Source organism: Streptomyces sp. NPDC048603, from assembly GCF_043199475.1.
In the GTDB taxonomy this organism is placed as follows: Bacteria; Actinomycetota; Actinomycetes; order Streptomycetales; family Streptomycetaceae; genus Streptomyces.
In genome coordinates this window covers 157,120-173,636 of record NZ_JBICVY010000010.1, presented here as the reverse complement: position 1 = coordinate 173,636, position 16,517 = coordinate 157,120, and the positions used below count along the sequence as shown (strand labels likewise).

Annotated in this window: 11 protein-coding genes; 7 read left to right on the top strand and 4 right to left on the bottom strand. The window is 73.0% G+C overall.

The window, feature by feature from the left end:
* The first annotated feature begins 12 nt into the window (after positions 1-12).
* The 4 genes from ACGFQ9_RS25385 to ACGFQ9_RS25370 all read left to right on the top strand — a co-directional run bounded on the left by ACGFQ9_RS25385 (position 13) and on the right by ACGFQ9_RS25370 (position 4,527).
* Positions 13-1,956, top strand: a complete 1,944-nt coding sequence (locus ACGFQ9_RS25385) for a phosphatidylglycerol lysyltransferase domain-containing protein (protein WP_393576771.1) — start codon at positions 13-15, stop codon at positions 1,954-1,956.
* Complete coding sequence (locus ACGFQ9_RS25380) at positions 1,953-2,648, top strand: hypothetical protein (protein WP_393576770.1); 696 nt, start codon at positions 1,953-1,955, stop codon at positions 2,646-2,648. Before ACGFQ9_RS25385 ends, ACGFQ9_RS25380 begins: the two co-directional genes overlap by 4 nt.
* A gap of 83 nt (positions 2,649-2,731) precedes the next feature.
* Positions 2,732-3,247 (top strand): MarR family winged helix-turn-helix transcriptional regulator, encoded by a 516-nt coding sequence (locus ACGFQ9_RS25375; RefSeq protein ID WP_393576769.1) that lies wholly within the window; start codon positions 2,732-2,734, stop codon positions 3,245-3,247.
* A 26-nt stretch (positions 3,248-3,273) separates the two neighbouring features.
* A complete protein-coding gene (locus ACGFQ9_RS25370) occupies positions 3,274-4,527 on the top strand; it encodes a sensor histidine kinase (RefSeq protein ID WP_393577092.1) in 1,254 nt (417 codons plus the stop codon).
* A 78-nt stretch (positions 4,528-4,605) separates the two neighbouring features.
* On the opposite strand, the gene ACGFQ9_RS25365 is transcribed toward ACGFQ9_RS25370, so the two are convergent.
* From ACGFQ9_RS25365 to ACGFQ9_RS25350, 4 genes are all read right to left on the bottom strand, one after another.
* On the bottom strand, positions 4,606-5,259 hold the full coding sequence (locus ACGFQ9_RS25365) for a spherulation-specific family 4 protein (RefSeq protein ID WP_393576767.1): 654 nt from the start codon (positions 5,257-5,259) through the stop codon (positions 4,606-4,608).
* A 539-nt stretch (positions 5,260-5,798) separates the two neighbouring features.
* Complete coding sequence (locus ACGFQ9_RS25360; protein ID WP_393576766.1) at positions 5,799-7,370, bottom strand: hypothetical protein; 1,572 nt, start codon at positions 7,368-7,370, stop codon at positions 5,799-5,801.
* The gene (pelF, locus tag ACGFQ9_RS25355) at positions 7,367-8,872 is read right to left on the bottom strand and encodes a GT4 family glycosyltransferase PelF (protein WP_393576765.1); all 1,506 of its coding nucleotides are present in this window, start codon (positions 8,870-8,872) and stop codon (positions 7,367-7,369) included. Before pelF ends, ACGFQ9_RS25360 begins: the two co-directional genes overlap by 4 nt.
* Before the next feature lie 178 nt (positions 8,873-9,050).
* Positions 9,051-11,120 carry a hypothetical protein gene (locus ACGFQ9_RS25350; RefSeq protein WP_393576764.1) on the bottom strand — a complete coding sequence of 690 codons (2,070 nt, stop codon included), beginning with the start codon at positions 11,118-11,120 and terminating at the stop codon, positions 9,051-9,053.
* Between the two features lie 374 nt (positions 11,121-11,494).
* Between ACGFQ9_RS25350 and ACGFQ9_RS25345 the strand changes: the two genes are divergently transcribed.
* The 3 genes from ACGFQ9_RS25345 (at position 11,495) to sucB (ending at position 16,433) form a co-directional block, all read left to right on the top strand.
* On the top strand, positions 11,495-13,024 hold the full coding sequence (locus tag ACGFQ9_RS25345; protein ID WP_393576763.1) for a leucyl aminopeptidase: 1,530 nt from the start codon (positions 11,495-11,497) through the stop codon (positions 13,022-13,024).
* A gap of 196 nt (positions 13,025-13,220) precedes the next feature.
* Positions 13,221-14,609, top strand: coding sequence for a dihydrolipoyl dehydrogenase (lpdA, locus tag ACGFQ9_RS25340; RefSeq protein ID WP_393576762.1), 1,389 nt, complete (start codon positions 13,221-13,223; stop codon positions 14,607-14,609).
* A 60-nt stretch (positions 14,610-14,669) separates the two neighbouring features.
* Positions 14,670-16,433, top strand: a complete 1,764-nt coding sequence (sucB, locus tag ACGFQ9_RS25335; RefSeq protein ID WP_393576760.1) for a 2-oxoglutarate dehydrogenase, E2 component, dihydrolipoamide succinyltransferase — start codon at positions 14,670-14,672, stop codon at positions 16,431-16,433.
* Positions 16,434-16,517: the final 84 nt, after the last annotated feature.

Below are 16,517 nucleotides of genomic sequence, written 5' to 3'. Positions count from 1 at the left end.
TGATCGCTTTTCATGGGAGAGGTCCGTTTGACCAGCGCAGACCCCGTCCGGCAGCACGACCGCACCCCCGGCCGCGCACCGACCGCCGGCACCAGGGAGAACACGGGGACCAGAGGAACCACGGGGACCACGGGTGCCGCGGGGACCACCGTCGCGGGCACCGGGGGGAGTCGCGCGGCGGGCGGCGAGGGGGCCGGCCGGGGGAGCAAACGGTCGGTGCGCGCGGCGGCGTTCGCCGTCTGGTACCTGCGGGCCGTCACCTTCGTCAACTTCCTCAGCGCGGTATGGGTTTCGCTCGGGCAGGACCTGCGCGCCCACAACACCGCCAGTTACTTCACCCCGTACCTGCTGACCGCCGGGTTCGGGTCCGGCCTGTTCTCGCTCTTCCTCGCGGTGACCACGGGCCGCCGCAAGCGGGCCGCCTGGATCCTGAACCTGGTGATCAGCGGCCTGCTGGCGGTGTTCCTTGCGTACTACTGCACCACCGACCCGGAGATCCGCTCCCACGCCCAGAACTGGGTCTCCCTCGGCCTGACCGCCGCCTTCGTCGGCGCACTGCTGCTGGGCCGCCACGAGTTCTACGCCAGGGGCGACCGGTCCAACCCGAAGCTGGCCGCTGTCGTGGCGGCCGTGGGGCTGCTGGTCACCTCGCTGGTGGCGGCGCTGCTGGTCGGCGCCACCAACACCGCGGGAAGCGGCGCCGAGGCCTCCTTCATGGCCCGCTGGCGGTACGGGGTGATGCGTCTGGTCACCCTCGCCGACAGCGACCACGGCTACGCGGGCATCGTCACCCCGGGCTGGGTCGACGTGTTCATCAACCTCATGTCCTTCCTGCTGCTGCTCGCCGTGCTGCTGGCCGCGTTCCGGTCCCGCCGGGCGGTCGACCCGATCACCGCGGAGGACGAGGAGCGGCTGCGCGCGCTGCTCGCGCGGCAGGGCGACCGGGACTCGCTCGGCTACTTCGCGCTGCGCCGCGAGAAGTCGGTGATCTGGTCCCCCACCGGCAAGGCCGCAGTCACCTACCGGGTGGTGGGCGGGGTCTCCCTGGCCTCCGGCGACCCGATCGGCGACCCCGAGGCCTGGCCGGGCGCCATCGAGCCGTGGCTGGCCGAGGCCCGCGAGCACGGCTGGGTGCCGGCGGTGATGGGCGCGAGCGAGGAGGCCGGCACCGTCTATGCCCGGCACGGCCTGGACGCGCTCGAACTGGGCGACGAGGCGATCGTGGAGACCGCCGAGTTCACCCTGGAGGGTCGCGCCATGCGGACCGTACGGCAGGCCTACAACCGGGTGAAGCGGGCCGGGTACCAGGTGCGGATCCGGCGGCACGCGGACATCCCGGCCGAGCAGATGGACGCGCTGCTGCGCCGCGCCGACGACTGGCGCGACGGCGCCACCGAGCGCGGCTTCTCGATGGCGCTGGGCCGGCTCGGCGACCCCGCCGACGGGCAGTGCGTGATGCTGGAGTGCACCGACGGCAGCGGGGAGCTGCGGGCGCTGCTGTCCTTCGTGCCGTGGGGCCCGGCGGGCCTGTCGCTGGACCTGATGCGCCGTGACCGGGACTCCGAGAACGGCCTGATGGAGTTCATGGTCATCGAACTCCTGGAACGCTCCCGGGAGATCGGCGTCACCCAGGTCTCGCTGAACTTCGCCATGTTCCGGTCCGTCTTCGAGCGCGGCTCCCGCCTCGGCGCGGGGCCGGTGCTGCGCCTGTGGCGCTCGCTGCTCTCGTTCTTCTCGCGCTGGTGGCAGATCGAGTCCCTGTACCGGGCGAACGCCAAGTACCGGCCGATCTGGGAGCCCCGGTTCATGCTCTTCGAGAAGAGTTCCGACCTGCTGCGCATCGGGCTCGCGGCGGGGCGCGCCGAAGGCTTCCTCGAGGCACCCCGGCTGCTGGGGGTCCCCCCGCGCGCAGCGTGGGGGCGGGTACACCGCAAGCATCTGGGGACCGGGCGTTGACACTCCACGGGTACGTGCGGCGGTTCGCCGGCCGCGAGTGGGGTCCCCTGTACCGGACGGTGCGCGCGGCGCTGGTGCGGCACCGCCTGTGGGCGGCCCCGATGACCCTCGGGGCGGTGTGCCTGACGCTGGTGTTCCAGATCGTGCAGAACCAGAGCTGGGGGTACGGGTTCGTACAGGGCCTCGGGTCGGTGAAGGCCTGCGACCCGGTGTGGCTGGCACTGCTGCGGACCCCGCTGTCCCTGTTCGTGCCCGCCCTGGACCTGCCGGTCTGGGGCGCGCTGGCGCAGATGCTGCTGGTCTTCGGGATCGCGGAGATCTGCGTCGGCTGGTGGCGCACCCTGCTGGTCGGCTACGTCGCCACGCTCGCCGGGACCACGTACGCCCGGGTCGGGCTCGCGCTCGGCCCGGACCACCCGCTGGGCCTCCCGGCCTCCGACCGCCTGATCGTCGACACCGGGCCCTCCGCGGCCGTGGTCGGCCTCTCGGTGTACGTGTGCTGGCGCTACGCGGCGTACGTCACCGCGGCCGCGGTGGTGCTGCTGATGGCCGTCGAGCTGCTGGTCAAGGACAACCTGGCGGGCAAGGAGCATCTCGCGGCGATCGCCGCGGTCGTGCTGCTGTGCGTGGTGCTGTCCGCGGCCGGGAACCGGCACCGCCGGGGCCGGCCGCTCCGCGCGCACCCGAGTTGACGTCACACGCGTACCCGAGTTGACCTCAAGCGGACTTGAGGGTGCAGCCTGGGACCTGACGCACCGCCACGGGGGAGGAACCCATGACCACCGACGCGACCGATGTGACCGATGTGACCGACAAGGAGAACGATCCCGCCGTCCTGGCGCGCCAGCCGGTGGGCAGCGTCACCGACGCCGCCCACCGGGAGGTCATCGCGTACATCCGGGGCAGGCTCGGTGAACTCGGTCTCACGCAGCCGCAGTACTGGGTCATCCGCTTCCTCCACCCGGAGGACCTGTCGGCGGACGGCTCGGGCCGGACCCCCGCCGAGCTGGCCGAGCTGCTCGCGCCGTACCTGCTCCCCCAGGACCGGCCGGCGGAGGACGCCGAGGACCTGGTCGGACGCGGGCTCCTCACCCGCGACGCCGCGGGACGGCTGTGGCTGGCGGAACCGGGCCGGCAGGCCCACGCGCGGGTCAAGGAGATCCTCCCCGGGCTCCGGGCCCACATCCACGACGGCATCGACGACGCCGACTACGCAAGCGCCGTGAGGGTGCTGCGCCGCATGATGCGGAACGTGGGCGGGCCGACCGCGCTGGAGCGTTACCCCCTCTGAGTGGGAGGCCGTACCGTATCGGGATGATGACGAAACACCTCGCGCCGTTTTCCCGGCCCGGCGGCGGTGCGGTCTGTTCCACCCGCGAGTGGATGACGGCACATCCGCTCGCGACCGACGCGCTGCTCGCGCTCGGGGTGCTCGTCGCCATGTTCGCCGGATCCTTCGCCGACCCGCACGGGCCGCACGGAGCCACCTTCGGGACCCGGACGCCGCACCCCTTCTCCCTGGTGCTGATGGTGCTCGGGGCGGCCGCGCTGGTCCTGCGGCGGAGCCGGCCGCGGAGTGTGCTCGCCGCGACGGTCAAGCTGACCCTGCTGGAGCTCGTCACCGGGGAGCCCCGGGCCCCGGTCGCGTTCTGCGCGGTGGTCGCCCTCTACACGGTGGCCTCGCAGACCGACCGGCCCACCACCTGGAGGCTCGGGCTGCTCACCATGACCGGGCTCACCGGGGTGGCCATGCTCGCCGGACCGCTGCCCTGGTACGCGCAGGAGAACGTGGCCATCTTCGCCTGGACCGGAATGGCCGCGGCGGCCGGGGACGCGGTGCGCAGTCGCCGGGCCTTCGTCGACGCCATCCAGGAGCGGGCCGACCGGGCCGAGCGGTCCCGTGAGGAGGAGGCCCGGCGGCGGGTCGCCGAGGAGCGGCTGCGGATCGCCCGGGACCTGCACGACGTGGTCGCCCACCACATCGCGCTGGTCAACGTGCAGGCGGGCGTCGCCGCCCACGTCATGGACAAGCGGCCGGACCAGGCGAAGGAGGCCCTCGCGCACGTACGCGAGGCCAGCCGGTCGGCGCTGAACGAACTGCGCGCCACGGTCGGTCTGCTGCGGCAGTCCGGCGACCCGGAGGCGCCGACCGAGCCGGCGCCGGGGCTGGGCGTGCTCGACGACCTCGTGGACACCTTCCGGAACGCCGGGCTGCCGGTGCAGCTGGCCGTCCAGCAGGGTCCGGAGGAGGGGTCGGCCCTGCCGGCCGCGGTGGACCTGGCGGCGTACCGGGTCATCCAGGAGGCGCTGACGAACGTCCGCAAGCACGCCGGTCCGGAGGCGAAGGCCGAGGTCAGTGTGGTGCGGGTGGGCACTTCGGTGGAGATCACGGTGCTGGACGACGGCGGGACGGACACCCCCGAACCGGCCACCGTCCCGGCCTCCCCGGTGCCGGCCGGCGGGCACGGCCTGCTCGGCATGCGGGAGCGGGCCGGGGCGCTGGGCGGCACCTGCTTCGCGGGGCCCCGGTACGGCGGGGGCTACCGGGTGCACGTGGTCCTGCCGGTCTGACCGGCGGGACGTCTCCGGCGGCGGCGCCGGTGCCGTTTCCGGTGCCGGTGCCGGTGCCGGTGCCGGTGCCGGTGCCGGTCAGAGGTCGTACGGGAGGCTCTGCCACGGGTGGGCTCCGGTGCCGGACACCGCGCCGTGCACGCCGGCGTGGCGGGTCGCGGCGATGGCGGAGACGGCGGCGGGGGCCGTGCCGGGCGGAACGCCGTGGACGAGGTGGCAGAACCGGGAGGCCGGATGCCCGGCGGTCCATTCCGGCGGCACCTGCGCCGGTTCGTCCCGGTACGCCTCCCAGGGCCCTTCGAAGGTGACCAGCAGGTCGGCGAGTTCGGCGAACCCGGGGTGCGGGTGGGTCCCGTGGTTCAGGACGAGGGTCCGGGCGCCGGCCGCGCTGGCGGCGACGGCGAGCCGACGGTAGTGAGGCAGGGACTCGGGGCCGGTTGCGGCCTGGTCGAGGAAGGCGCCGTCGGTGGCGTACCAGTCGCGGTGCCGGAGCAGTTCCCGGACCACGTCGGCGTGCGGGCGGCGGCCGTAGTCGGTGTCGACGTAGCCGAGTACGGCGACACCGGCGTCCCGGAGGCGGGCCGCGGCGGCGGCGAAGGCCTCGTCCGGGGCTGCGCCGGGGCCGCTGGCGGGGTTCAGGACCACGGAGTGCAGGCGGTCGGCGGAGCGGGTGAGTGCGGCCCAGGCTTCGGGTTGTTCGGCGGGGTGCTCGTAGTAGGGGACCAGCAGCATGTTCTCTCCGTGGGGTGAGTGAGGCGGGCGGCTCCGCCGAGGCTCGGGCGGCGCCTCCGCCGAGGCTCGGGCGGCGGCGCGGCCGTGGTGTCCGGCCCCCTCCGCCGTAGGTGTGGGCGCGGCTCCGCGGCAGGTGTGGGCGGGCGTTCGGCCGAGGTGTGGGCAGGCGTTCCGCAGGGCGATGGGGGTCCCCCCTGCTCGAGCGAAGTCGAGAGCTTGGGGGAGGGTGGGCACACCGGAACGCCGCTCCGCAGGCAACGCTCCCGCCCCACCGAAGCGATGGCCGGGCCCGGCCGCAGCCGCTGCCCCGGGCGGGGCTCCGCCGGCCCTGGCGCCCGCCCTGGAGCGGAGCTCCGCCCGGACGGGGTCCGACCCGTCTGCGGGGACGGGGTGCGGGGACACGCTGCGCGTCCGGCGCGGGCCGGTGTGCCGTGTGCCCACCCGTGCCGCCCTGCGGCACGCCTGCCCACACGGCGGCGCGGTACGGCAGCCCGCCCACACGGCACGGGGTCGGCACGCCCGCCCGCACGGTCGCGGCGTCAGCGGTGGGCGGTGGCGCGGCCCAGGAGGGTGCAGGCCAGGGTCGAGAGGGCGGTGGCGGCGGCTGCGGCGACGACGAGTTGTGCCGTGCGGGCCGGCGCCAGGCCGGTCAGGACGACCGCGGCCTGGAGCACCGCCGCGGCCGCCACCACCGCCGCAGCGAGCCGGATCGCACCGAAGGACTGGAGCAGCAGGCCGCTCCACATCACCGTGCCCAGCAGCAGCAGGATGGCCAGGCGGGAGGCGGTGACCTGCGGCGCACCGGGCCAGAGCAGGGTGCCCACCACGCCCAGCACCAGCAGCACCCCGAGGTACGCCGCCAGGCAGCGGGCCAGCGTGGCCAGCATCGCCCGGCGGAACGCGCCCGGCGAACGCGCCGCCCGCAGCCCGGTCAGGCTGCCGCTGCGGAACCGGTGCAGCAGCCACTCCGCCGGGCCCATGCTCAGCGTGAGCGCGACCGCCGTCGGCGCCGCTCCGGCCAGTACCTCGCCCAGTGCGGCGTACAGCACCAGCAGACCGGTGCCGAGGCCGAACATCCCGAACGGCACCGAGTCCGCCAGCCGCGGTCCGCGCGGGGCGAAGTCGTCCTCGGCGCCGCGCAGTACCCGCCACCGCACCGGGCCCTCCTCCGTACGCCGCGCGAGGAGCCGCCGCAGCGCCGACCGGGCCGCCCGTACGCCCGCCGCCACCGGTAGTTCCCCCACCGCCAGCGCGCACGCCGCCAGCAGGGACAGCACCAGCAGGCCGATCCGGAGGGCGGTCGGCAGGTCAACGGCGAGCGAGGCCGCCGCGCCGGCCGCCATCGGCGCCAGCGCGCAGAGCAGCAGCCGCTCCCGGCCGAGGACCAGCAGCACCGTCGCGGCACCGACGTAGACGGCCTGTCCGGCCGCGAAGGCGTACGAGAAGGCCGGCCCGCCGGGCACCGCGCACGCGGCGGCCGTGCCCAGCAGCGCCCCGGCCGGCGCGCCCACCAGCAGGGTGCGGCCGGCGGCCGCCCGGTCGCCGAGGCCCAGCCAGGAGTACGCCCGGTGGGACAGCGTCTGGTCCCAGACCCAGCCGATCAGCGCGCCCGCGAGGAGGGTGACCGTTCCGGCGGGCAGGCCGAGGCGGTCGGGCGGTCCGTCCAGGAGCGGCCCGCCCAGCAGGTACGCCAGCCCGGGCAGGACGAAGATGACGCCGCGGAGGAGGCAGGCGGCCAGGGAGACCCGCCAGGGGTCGGGCGGGGCGGCCGGCTCGGGGAACTCGCGCGGGACCCGCGCGTACAGGTCCTCGGCGAGGGTGAAGGAGTCCTCGCGGCCGTAGGCGAGCCGGATGTGCTCGTCCGTCATGCCGTCGGACTCCAGGACGGCGGCGATCTCGTCGGGGTGCACGGCGGCGGAGACGAACGTGCCGAGCCGGTCGGCGAGTTCCTCCATCGGGTCGGCGGCCGGGCCGTCGCCGGTGACCGTGGCCGTGTCCGTGGCCGTGGCCGCCGTGTCCGTGGCCGTACGGGCGCCGCCGCGCGGCCGCGGGATCGCCGGGAGGGTGCCGGCCCCGGGGCCGGGCGGCTTCAGCCAGAGGGATCCGCTCACCAGGTGCTCCCCTCGGCCGCGAGTTCCCGCTGCCGGGAGGGGCTTCCGCCGGTGTGCGGCGGGAAGGCCACGGGCCGGCCGGCCAGTTCGCGGTAGATGTGGCGGAAGCCGTCCACCGACTGGTGCAGGGTGAACTTCTCCACCACCCGCTGCCGGGACAGCCGCCCGAGTTCGGCGCGGCGCGCGTCGTCCCGGAGCAGGGCGAGCGTGGCCCGGGCCATGGTCTCGGGTTCCCGCGGCGGGACCACCAGTCCGGTGTCGCCGACCGCCTCGCGGACCCCGCCCACGTCCGTGGAGACGGTGGTCCGCCCGCAGGACATGGCCTCGATGATGCTGAAGGGGAAGCCCTCGCTGATGCTGGAGAGCATCACGACGCTGCCGGCCGCGTAGGCGTCCGCGACCCGCTCGATGCGCCCCTCGTAGCTGATCCCGTCCGTGACGCCGAGCTCGGCCGCGAGCTTCTCCAGTCGCAGCCGGTAGTCCTCGCAGCCCGCCGGGACCGGCCCGAACAGGCGGAGCCGGAGCGCCGGGAGCTCCTCGCGCATGAAGGCGTAGGCGCGGACGAGGGTCTCCAGGTCCTTGATCGGGTCGATGCGGCCGCACCAGCTCAGGGTGGGCACCTCCGGTTCCGGTCCGGCCTCGGGGAAGCGGTGCGGGTCCACTCCGTTGTAGACGGTGCGGATCCTCTCGCCGGGTGCGCCGCCCCGTTCCTCCCAGCGACGGTTGTAGCGGTTGCACGGTGTGATCAGGTCGGCCTGCCGGTAGCCCTCGGAGTTGAGCTCCCGGTAGAAGCCGAGCAGCAGGGCCTTGACCGGCCAGCGCTGCCGGTCACTGCGGTATCCGAGATAGCGTTCGCGCAGGTAGATGCCGTGTTCGGTGAGGAGGAACGGCACCTCGTCGAGGTACTTCGCGGCGAGCGCCGGGAGGGTGGCGAGGCCGCTGCTGACGGCGTGCGCGACGCTGTCCGGGGGGATCCGTACGGTGAGCGGGCGCAGCGCGTGTTCCAGCAGGTCGGTGGCGGTGAGGGCGTCGTGGACGGTGGGGCGGGCGCCGGCGGTTGCGAGGTCCGGGCGGGTCCATACGGCCATCAGGGTGCGCAGGACCGATTCGGAGCGGAGGGCCGGGGCGAGCCGCCCGGACCGGGCGAGCAGGGCGAGTTCGCGGAGGGCGGCACCGAAGCCGGGCCCGCTGTGCGCCGGATCGAGGAGCGAGAGCAGGAACTGCTCGTAGAGGCGGAGGAAGCGGCGGTGCGCGCGGCCGCGCAGGGCGGTGCGGCGGCTGCGGGCGGGCGGCGGGCCCCAGAGCGGGAAGGCGGTGTGCCGGTAGACGTTGCGGGGCAGTTCCCAGGCGACCGGTTCACGGCCGGTGCCGGTGAGGGCCATGACGTTGAAGTCGACTTCCGGCATCCCCCTGACGAGCTGGTCGCACCAGGTGCTGACGCCCCCGTGGACGTGCGGATAGGTTCCTTCGGTGAGCATGGTGACGTGACGCCCATGACTCATGGGTATGTGTCCCCCCAGGACGTGAAGGAGCCGGCGCTCGCGGACGTGTCGAGCGCCGGCGGAAGAGGTGTCGCGTCAGCTGTCGGCAGTCAGCTGTGGTCGGTTGCCGGCAGCCGGCTGTGGCCTGTCGTCGGCAGCCGGCTGTGGCCGGTCGTCAGCAGTCGGCTGTGGCCTGTCGTCAGCTGGGCAGCTTGAGCGTGACGGCCGACTGGAGCAGCTCCGGCCCGGTCCAGGCCGAGCGGGTGCCGGCGTAGGCGGTGCCGTACGCGGTGGTGCCGAGGAGCAGCTGCTTGCGGGTGCCCTCGGGGACGGTGACCGGGGCGAGGATCCCTGCGGGGGCCTTGACGGTGACCGTGCCGCCGATGCGGTAGGCGGTGACCTTGTTCTCGGCGACTGCCTTGTCCCAGGCGGCGCGGCGCTGGAGTTCGACGCCGGTGTCCTTCTGGCTCTGGTTCACGATCGGGGTGTTGGCCGCGTACAGGGTGCGGTAGGTGCCGAGGACCTCGTCGAGGACGGGGTAGAGGGTGCGGTCCTCCGCCAGGTTGGACTGGTGGACGTAGTGCGGCCGCGGGTCGTTGGCCAGGACGTGCCGCATCGCGATGCGGGCCTCCTGCGGGACGATCTGCTGCAGGTAGCCGGTCTCCGGGTCCAGGGGTACGGGCAGGCAGGTGGAGGTGCCGGGGTTGTCCTCGCAGATGCCGCTGCCGCCGTCGGCCCGGCTGGTGTAGATCCAGTTGTACTCGTCGGCCATCTCCTTGTTGGTGCCCGTGTTGTAGTACACGTTCATCGGGTGGCGGGGCACGGTGAGGGCGTTGCCCACGGCCCGCTGGGCGGGTTCGCGGGAGTTGTCGCTGGCGATCCACCTGACCCCGTTGTCGGCGAGGGCGCCGGCCAGGTTGGGGTTGTCCTGCGGCTGCTGCGGCAGGGTCTTCAGGCCGGAGTGCTCGCCGGTGACCAGTTCGGAGCGGTCCAGCTGGATGCCGCGCGCGGTGGCCCAGTTGTGGTTGTCGCGGATCTGCGCGGCGATCTCGGAGCGGCTCATGTACTGGGTCTGGCCCTGCGCGTTGAGGGCGCACTTCCACGGGATGGCGGTGGTGTCCTGGACGCAGCCGAGGAACGGGTGGGTGTAGGTGTGGTTGATCCACCGGTACTTGGCCCGGTCCGCGAGGAGCTGTGCGGTCATCGCGTCGGTGCCGCCGTGCTCGGTCTTCCACTCCTCGCCCGCGCCGGCGTTGAAGACCATGTCCAGCTTGAAGTTCTGCCGCTGCTGCCACTGGGCCGCGTACACGGCGTCGGCGGCGGTCATCCGGATCTCGCTCTCCAGGCCCTCGCCGCCGGGGCAGGCGTAGTCGCCGGGGGTGCAGTTCAGCTCGGTGTTCCAGCGGGCGTCCGGCGCGAAGACGTCGTCGACGTGGACGGCGAAGTAGTTGCGGCTCTGCCCGAGGTGGACGCCCTGGGTGAGCCATTCCACGATGCCGCGGGCGAGCAGCCGGTACTGCCGCTGGTACTGGTTGTAGCCGAAGGTGACCACGAGCTCGCTGCGCCCGTCGTGGACGTACTCGCCGAGCAGCGAGGCACGGCCGGAGCCGACGGGTGCGTCGAGGTAGCTGGTGTAGCCGGGGCGCGGCTGTCCCATGAAGCCGTAGCTCTCCGGGATCAGGGCCGAGTTGTCCTCGAAGACGACCTCGCCGCCCAGGTAGCCGAACGGGCCCGTCTTGCCGGCCGCGGTGATCGCGGCCTTGGTGCCGTCGAGCTCGCCGGCGTACCCGCCGTTGTCGGTGTACTCGAGGCCGACGCCGGGGTGGGCCCAGGTGTAGGCGTCCACCTGGCGGATTCCGTACGCCGTCTCGTACGCGGTGAGCGCGGCCATCTCGGCGGAGCCGGCGCCGAACGGGTCCTCGTTCGGCAGGACCACGCCCTGGTACTTGGCGCGCGGCCGGCCGGTGGCGGCGTCCCTGGCCTCGCTGAGGAAGGCCTCGTTGATGACCGGGCGGTTCGGACTGCCCAGCTCGACGCGGGTGAAGGGGACCCCGGTGTCCTTCAGCTCCGCGACGATCGCCTCGATCGAGCTGCCGCCGTCGTCGACGACCAGCACTTTCAGGTCGATCCTGGGTGTGACGGCCGCCTCCGCGGCCGGTACGGGTGCCGCGGCGTCGGCGGACGGCGTGAGGGCCGTCGCGGACGGGACCGCGGGTGCTGCCACGGAGACAAGCGCTGCCGCGGCCCATACGGCGGCAGCCCTGTTCATCCGGTTCCTTTTGACCATGTCGGCCTTTCCCCCCGCAGGCATCCCTCGACACGGCCCTGGCGGTCGGTGCCGGGCCGGGGAGGCTCTGTGGAAATCATGCAAAGGGACCCCGCGTCCCCTTGCGAGAGTGGCTCGAGTCTGTCGGACCCCGTCCGATCGAATAGGCAAACCTTGAACAGTCGCCACAGATGGGTGAACCTGGCGGCGCATTGATCGAACAACTTGCCAAACCTTCGAGTGCCGTACGGACGGTGGCGTACGCGTACGCTCGGTTCCGGCGGCCGCCCGGGCCGGAAGTACGATCGCGGACGGCCGGCGACCCCGGCATGGGCCACAGCCCCACATCACACATACGGAAGCGAGACCTCACTACCGTGACTGCTCTGACTCTCAGCACTGCCGGCGCCGCGACGCTGCGCGCCGACGCCCTCGTGGTCGGTGTGGCGAAGGGCGCCAAGGGCCCCGTCGTCGCCCACGGCGCCGAGGCCGTGGACACGGCGTTCGACGGAAAGCTCGCCGCCGTGCTCGACGCCCTGGGTGCCTCGGGCGCCGAGGGCGAGGTCACCAAGGTGCACGCGCCGGCCGGCCTGAAGGTCCCGGTCGTGCTGGCGGTCGGCCTCGGCCCGCTCCCGGAGAAGGACGAGTCCTACGACGAGGAGGCGCTCCGCCGGGCCGCCGGCGTCGCCGCCCGTGCCCTGTCCGGTGCCAAGAAGGCCGCCTTCGCGCTGCCGCTGGAGGACGCCTCCGCCGTCACCGCCGTCGCCGAGGGCGCGCTGCTGGGCGCGTACGCCTTCACCGCGTACCAGGGCGGCGAGAAGAAGGCCAAGGAGAACGGCGGCCCCAAGCTGCCGCTCGCCGAGGTGACCCTGCTGGGCGCGAAGCCGCGCGACAAGGAGCACAAGGCCGCCGCCGAGCGCGCCAAGATCGTCGCCGCCGAGGTGAACATCGCCCGCGACCTGATCAACACCCCGCCGAACGACCTGACCCCCGAGGCCTTCGCCGCCGTGGCCCAGACCACGGCCAAGGAGCTGGGCGTCAAGGTCCAGGTGCTGGACGAGAAGGCGCTCGTCAAGGGCGGCTACGGCGGCCTCATGGGCGTCGGCAAGGGCTCCGAGAACCCGCCGCGCCTGGTGAAGATCGCCTACACCCACCCGGACGCGGAGAAGCACCTCGCCTTCGTCGGCAAGGGCATCACCTACGACTCGGGCGGCATCTCCCTCAAGCCGGCCGGCCACAACGAGACCATGAAGTGCGACATGTCCGGCGCCGCCGCCGTGTTCTCCGCCGTGGTCGCGGTGGCCAAGCTCGGCCTGCCGGTCAACGTCACCGGCTGGCTGGCGCTCGCCGAGAACATGCCCTCGGGTTCCGCCACCCGCCCCGGCGACGTCCTGCGCATGTACAGCGGCAAGACCGTCGAGGTGCTGAACACCGACGCCGAGGGCCGGCTGGTCCTGGCCGACGCGCTGACCCGCGCCTCGGAGGAGAACCCGGACGCGATCGTCGACGTCGCGACCCTGACCGGCGCCATGGTGCTGGCGCTGGGCAACCGCACCTTCGGCATCATGGCCAACGACGACGCCTTCCGGACCTCGATCCACGAGATCGCCGAGGAGGTCGGCGAGGCCTCCTGGCCGATGCCGCTCCCCGCCGACCTGCGCAAGGGCATGGACTCCCCCACCGCCGACATCGCCAACATGGGCGAGCGGATGGGCGGCGGCCTGGTGGCCGGCCTGTTCCTGCAGGAGTTCGTCGGCGAGGGCATCACCTGGGCCCACCTGGACATCGCGGGCCCGGCCTTCCACGAGGGCGCCCCGTACGGCTACACCCCCAAGGGCGGCACCGGCTCCGCGGTGCGGACCCTGGTCCGGCTGGCCGAGCGCACCGCCACCGGCGACCTCGGCTAGTACTCGAGCGAGATCGGCGATCATGTGCGGCCCCGGGCGGGGAAGCCCGGGGCCGCGCTGTTTGTTCGGTCATGCGAAGATGGGTCCTCGGCAGGACAGGGCCCCCACCACAGGGCCGAAAATAAGCGGCCGAATACCAGCCGCCGCCCGGTCATGAGAGGACCGGTGCCCGGCGCACATGCATGGAGGACGTGACGTGGCGAACGACGCCAGCACCGTTTTCGACCTAGTGATCCTCGGCGGTGGCAGTGGCGGTTACGCCGCAGCGCTGCGCGCTTCCCAGCTGGGTCTGGACGTTGCCCTGATCGAGAAGAACAAGCTCGGTGGCACCTGCCTGCACAACGGCTGCATCCCCACGAAGGCTCTGCTGCACGCGGGCGAAATCGCGGACCAGGCGCGCGAGGCCGCGCAGTTCGGCGTGAAGACCTCGTTCGAGGGCATCGACATCGCCGGTGTCCACAAGTACAAGGACGACGTGATCGCCGGCCTGTACAAGGGTCTGCAGGGCCTGGTCGCCTCCCGCAAGGTGACCTACATCGAGGGTGAGGGCCGTCTGTCCTCCCCGACCTCCGTCGACGTGAACGGGCAGCGCATCCAGGGCCGCCACGTCCTGCTCGCGACCGGCTCCGTGCCGAAGTCGCTGCCGGGCCTGACCATCGACGGCAACCGGATCATCTCCTCCGACCACGCGCTGGTCCTGGACCGCGTCCCGGAGTCGGCGATCATCCTGGGCGGCGGCGTCATCGGCGTCGAGTTCGCCTCGGCGTGGAAGTCCTTCGGCACCGACGTCACCGTCATCGAGGGCCTGAAGCACCTGGTGCCGGTCGAGGACGAGAACAGCTCCAAGATCCTCGAGCGTGCCTTCCGCAAGCGCGGCATCAAGTTCAACCTCGGCACCTTCTTCGACAAGGCCGAGTACACCGAGAACGGCGTGCGGGTCACCCTCGCCGACGGCAAGACCTTCGAGGCCGAGGTGCTGCTGGTCGCCATCGGCCGTGGTCCGGTCTCCCAGGGCCTGGGCTACGAGGAGCAGGGCGTCGCGATGGACCGCGGCTACGTCCTGGTCGACGAGTACATGCAGACCAACGTGCCGACCATCTCGGCCGTCGGTGACCTCGTCCCGACCCTGCAGCTCGCGCACGTCGGTTTCGCCGAGGGCATCCTGGTGGCGGAGCGTCTGGCCGGCCTGAAGACCGTCCCGATCGACTACGACGGTGTGCCGCGCGTCACGTACTGCCACCCCGAGGTCGCCTCCGTCGGCATCACCGAGGCCAAGGCCAAGGAGATCTACGGCGCGGACAAGGTCGTGGCCCTGAAGTACAACCTGGCGGGCAACGGCAAGAGCAAGATCCTGAAGACCGCGGGCGAGATCAAGCTCGTCCAGGTCAAGGACGGTGCCGTGGTCGGCGTCCACATGGTCGGTGACCGGATGGGCGAGCAGGTCGGCGAGGCCCAGCTGATCTACAACTGGGAGGCCCTGCCGGCCGAGGTCGCGCAGCTCATCCACGCGCACCCGACCCAGAACGAGGCGCTCGGCGAGGCCCACCTGGCCCTGGCCGGCAAGCCTCTGCACGCACACGACTAATTCCAGTCACGGGCGCGACGACCGACCATTTCCGCAATTCCGTTAGGAGCAACAGAAACCATGGCGGTTTCCGTAACCCTGCCGGCGCTCGGTGAGAGCGTCACCGAGGGCACTGTCACCCGCTGGCTGAAGGCCGAGGGCGAGCGCGTCGAGGCCGACGAGCCGCTGCTCGAGGTGTCGACCGACAAGGTCGACACCGAGATCCCCTCGCCCGTCTCCGGCATCCTGGCCTCGATCAAGGTCGCCGAGGACGAGACCGTCGAGGTCGGCGCCGAGCTGGCCGTCATCGACGACGGCTCCGGCGCGCCGGCCGCGGCCGCCGCTCCGGCTGCCGAGCCCGTCGCCGAGGCCCCGGCCGCTCCGGCCCCGGTGGCCGAGGCCCCCGCCGCCCCGGCGCCGGTCGCCGAGGCTCCGGCCGCCCCCGCACCGGCCGGCGCCGCCTCCGGCACCGACGTGACCCTGCCCGCCCTGGGCGAGTCGGTCACCGAGGGCACCGTCACCCGCTGGCTGAAGGCCGTCGGCGAGTCGGTCGAGGCCGACGAGCCGCTGCTGGAGGTCTCCACCGACAAGGTCGACACCGAGATCCCCGCGCCGGTTTCCGGCACCCTGCTGGAGATCCTGGTGGGCGAGGACGAGACCGCCGAGGTCGGCGCCCGTCTCGCCGTGATCGGTGTCGCCGGTGCGGCTCCGGCCGCGCCCGCCGCCCCGGCCGCCCCGGCCCCGGCTGCTGCTCCGGCCCCGGCTGCCGCCCCGGCTCCGGTCCAGGCCGCCGCCCCCGTGGCCGCTCCGGCTCCGGTCCAGGCTGCCGCCCCGGTCGCCGCTCCGGCTCCGGTCCAGGCTGCCGCCCCGGTCGCCGCCCCGGCTCCGGTCACCCCGGCGGTCTCCGGTGACGAGGGCGCGTACGTGACCCCGCTGGTGCGCAAGCTCGCCTCGGAGTCCGGCGTCAACCTGAACACGGTCACCGGCACCGGCGTCGGCGGCCGTATCCGCAAGCAGGACGTCCTGGCTGCCGCCGAGGCCGCCAAGGCCGCTGCCGCCGCTCCGGCTCCGGCCGCCGCCGCTGCCGCCCCGGCCGCCAAGGCCCCGGCCGCCGCGGTGTCCGAGCTGCGCGGTCAGACCGTCAAGATGACCCGCATGCGCAAGGTCATCGGCGACAACATGATGAAGGCGCTGCACGGACAGGCCCAGCTGTCCTCCGTGATCGAGGTGGACATCACCAAGATCATGAAGCTGCGCGAGAAGGCCAAGGCGGGCTTCCTGGCCCGTGAGGGCGTCAAGCTCTCCCCGATGCCGTTCTTCGTCAAGGCCGCGGCCCAGGCGCTGAAGGCCCACGCGGTCGTCAACGCCCGGATCAACGAGGACGAGGGCACCATCACCTACTTCGACTCGGAGAACATCGGCATCGCCGTGGACTCCGAGAAGGGCCTGATGACCCCGGTCATCAAGGGTGCGGGCGACCTCAACCTGGCCGGCATCTCCAAGGCCACCGCCGACCTGGCCGGCAAGGTCCGCAGCAACAAGATCACGCCGGACGAGCTGTCGGGCGCGACCTTCACCATCAGCAACACCGGCTCGCGCGGTGCGCTGTTCGACACCGTCATCGTGCCGCCGAACCAGGTCGCCATCCTGGGCATCGGCGCCACCGTCAAGCGTCCGGCGGTCATCGAGACCGCCGAGGGCACCGTCATCGGCGTCCGCGACATGACGTACCTGACGCTGTCCTACGACCACCGTCTGGTGGACGGCGCGGACGCCGCCCGCTACCTGACCGCCGTCAAGGCGATCCTGGAAGCCGGCGAGTTCGAGGTCGAGCTCGGCCTGTAAGGCTGCGCGGCCCTCGTGGCCGCAGGTCGCACGGCACACGACGGCGCCCTTGTCCGGAACACCTCCGGACAAGGGCGCCGTCGC

Excerpts from the sequence above, each read along its gene's own strand:
- ACGFQ9_RS25385 (WP_393576771.1), top strand. The coding sequence starts at position 13 with ATGGGAGAGGTCCGTTTGACCAGCGCAGACCCCGTCCGGCAGCACGAC.
- ACGFQ9_RS25350 (WP_393576764.1), bottom strand. The coding sequence starts at position 11,120 with ATGAACAGGGCTGCCGCCGTATGGGCCGCGGCAGCGCTTGTCTCCGTG.
- ACGFQ9_RS25370 (WP_393577092.1), top strand. The coding sequence starts at position 3,274 with ATGACGAAACACCTCGCGCCGTTTTCCCGGCCCGGCGGCGGTGCGGTC.
- ACGFQ9_RS25375 (WP_393576769.1), top strand. The coding sequence starts at position 2,732 with ATGACCACCGACGCGACCGATGTGACCGATGTGACCGACAAGGAGAAC.
- sucB (WP_393576760.1), top strand. The coding sequence starts at position 14,670 with ATGGCGGTTTCCGTAACCCTGCCGGCGCTCGGTGAGAGCGTCACCGAG.
- pelF (WP_393576765.1), bottom strand. The coding sequence starts at position 8,872 with ATGAGTCATGGGCGTCACGTCACCATGCTCACCGAAGGAACCTATCCG.
- ACGFQ9_RS25365 (WP_393576767.1), bottom strand. The coding sequence starts at position 5,259 with ATGCTGCTGGTCCCCTACTACGAGCACCCCGCCGAACAACCCGAAGCC.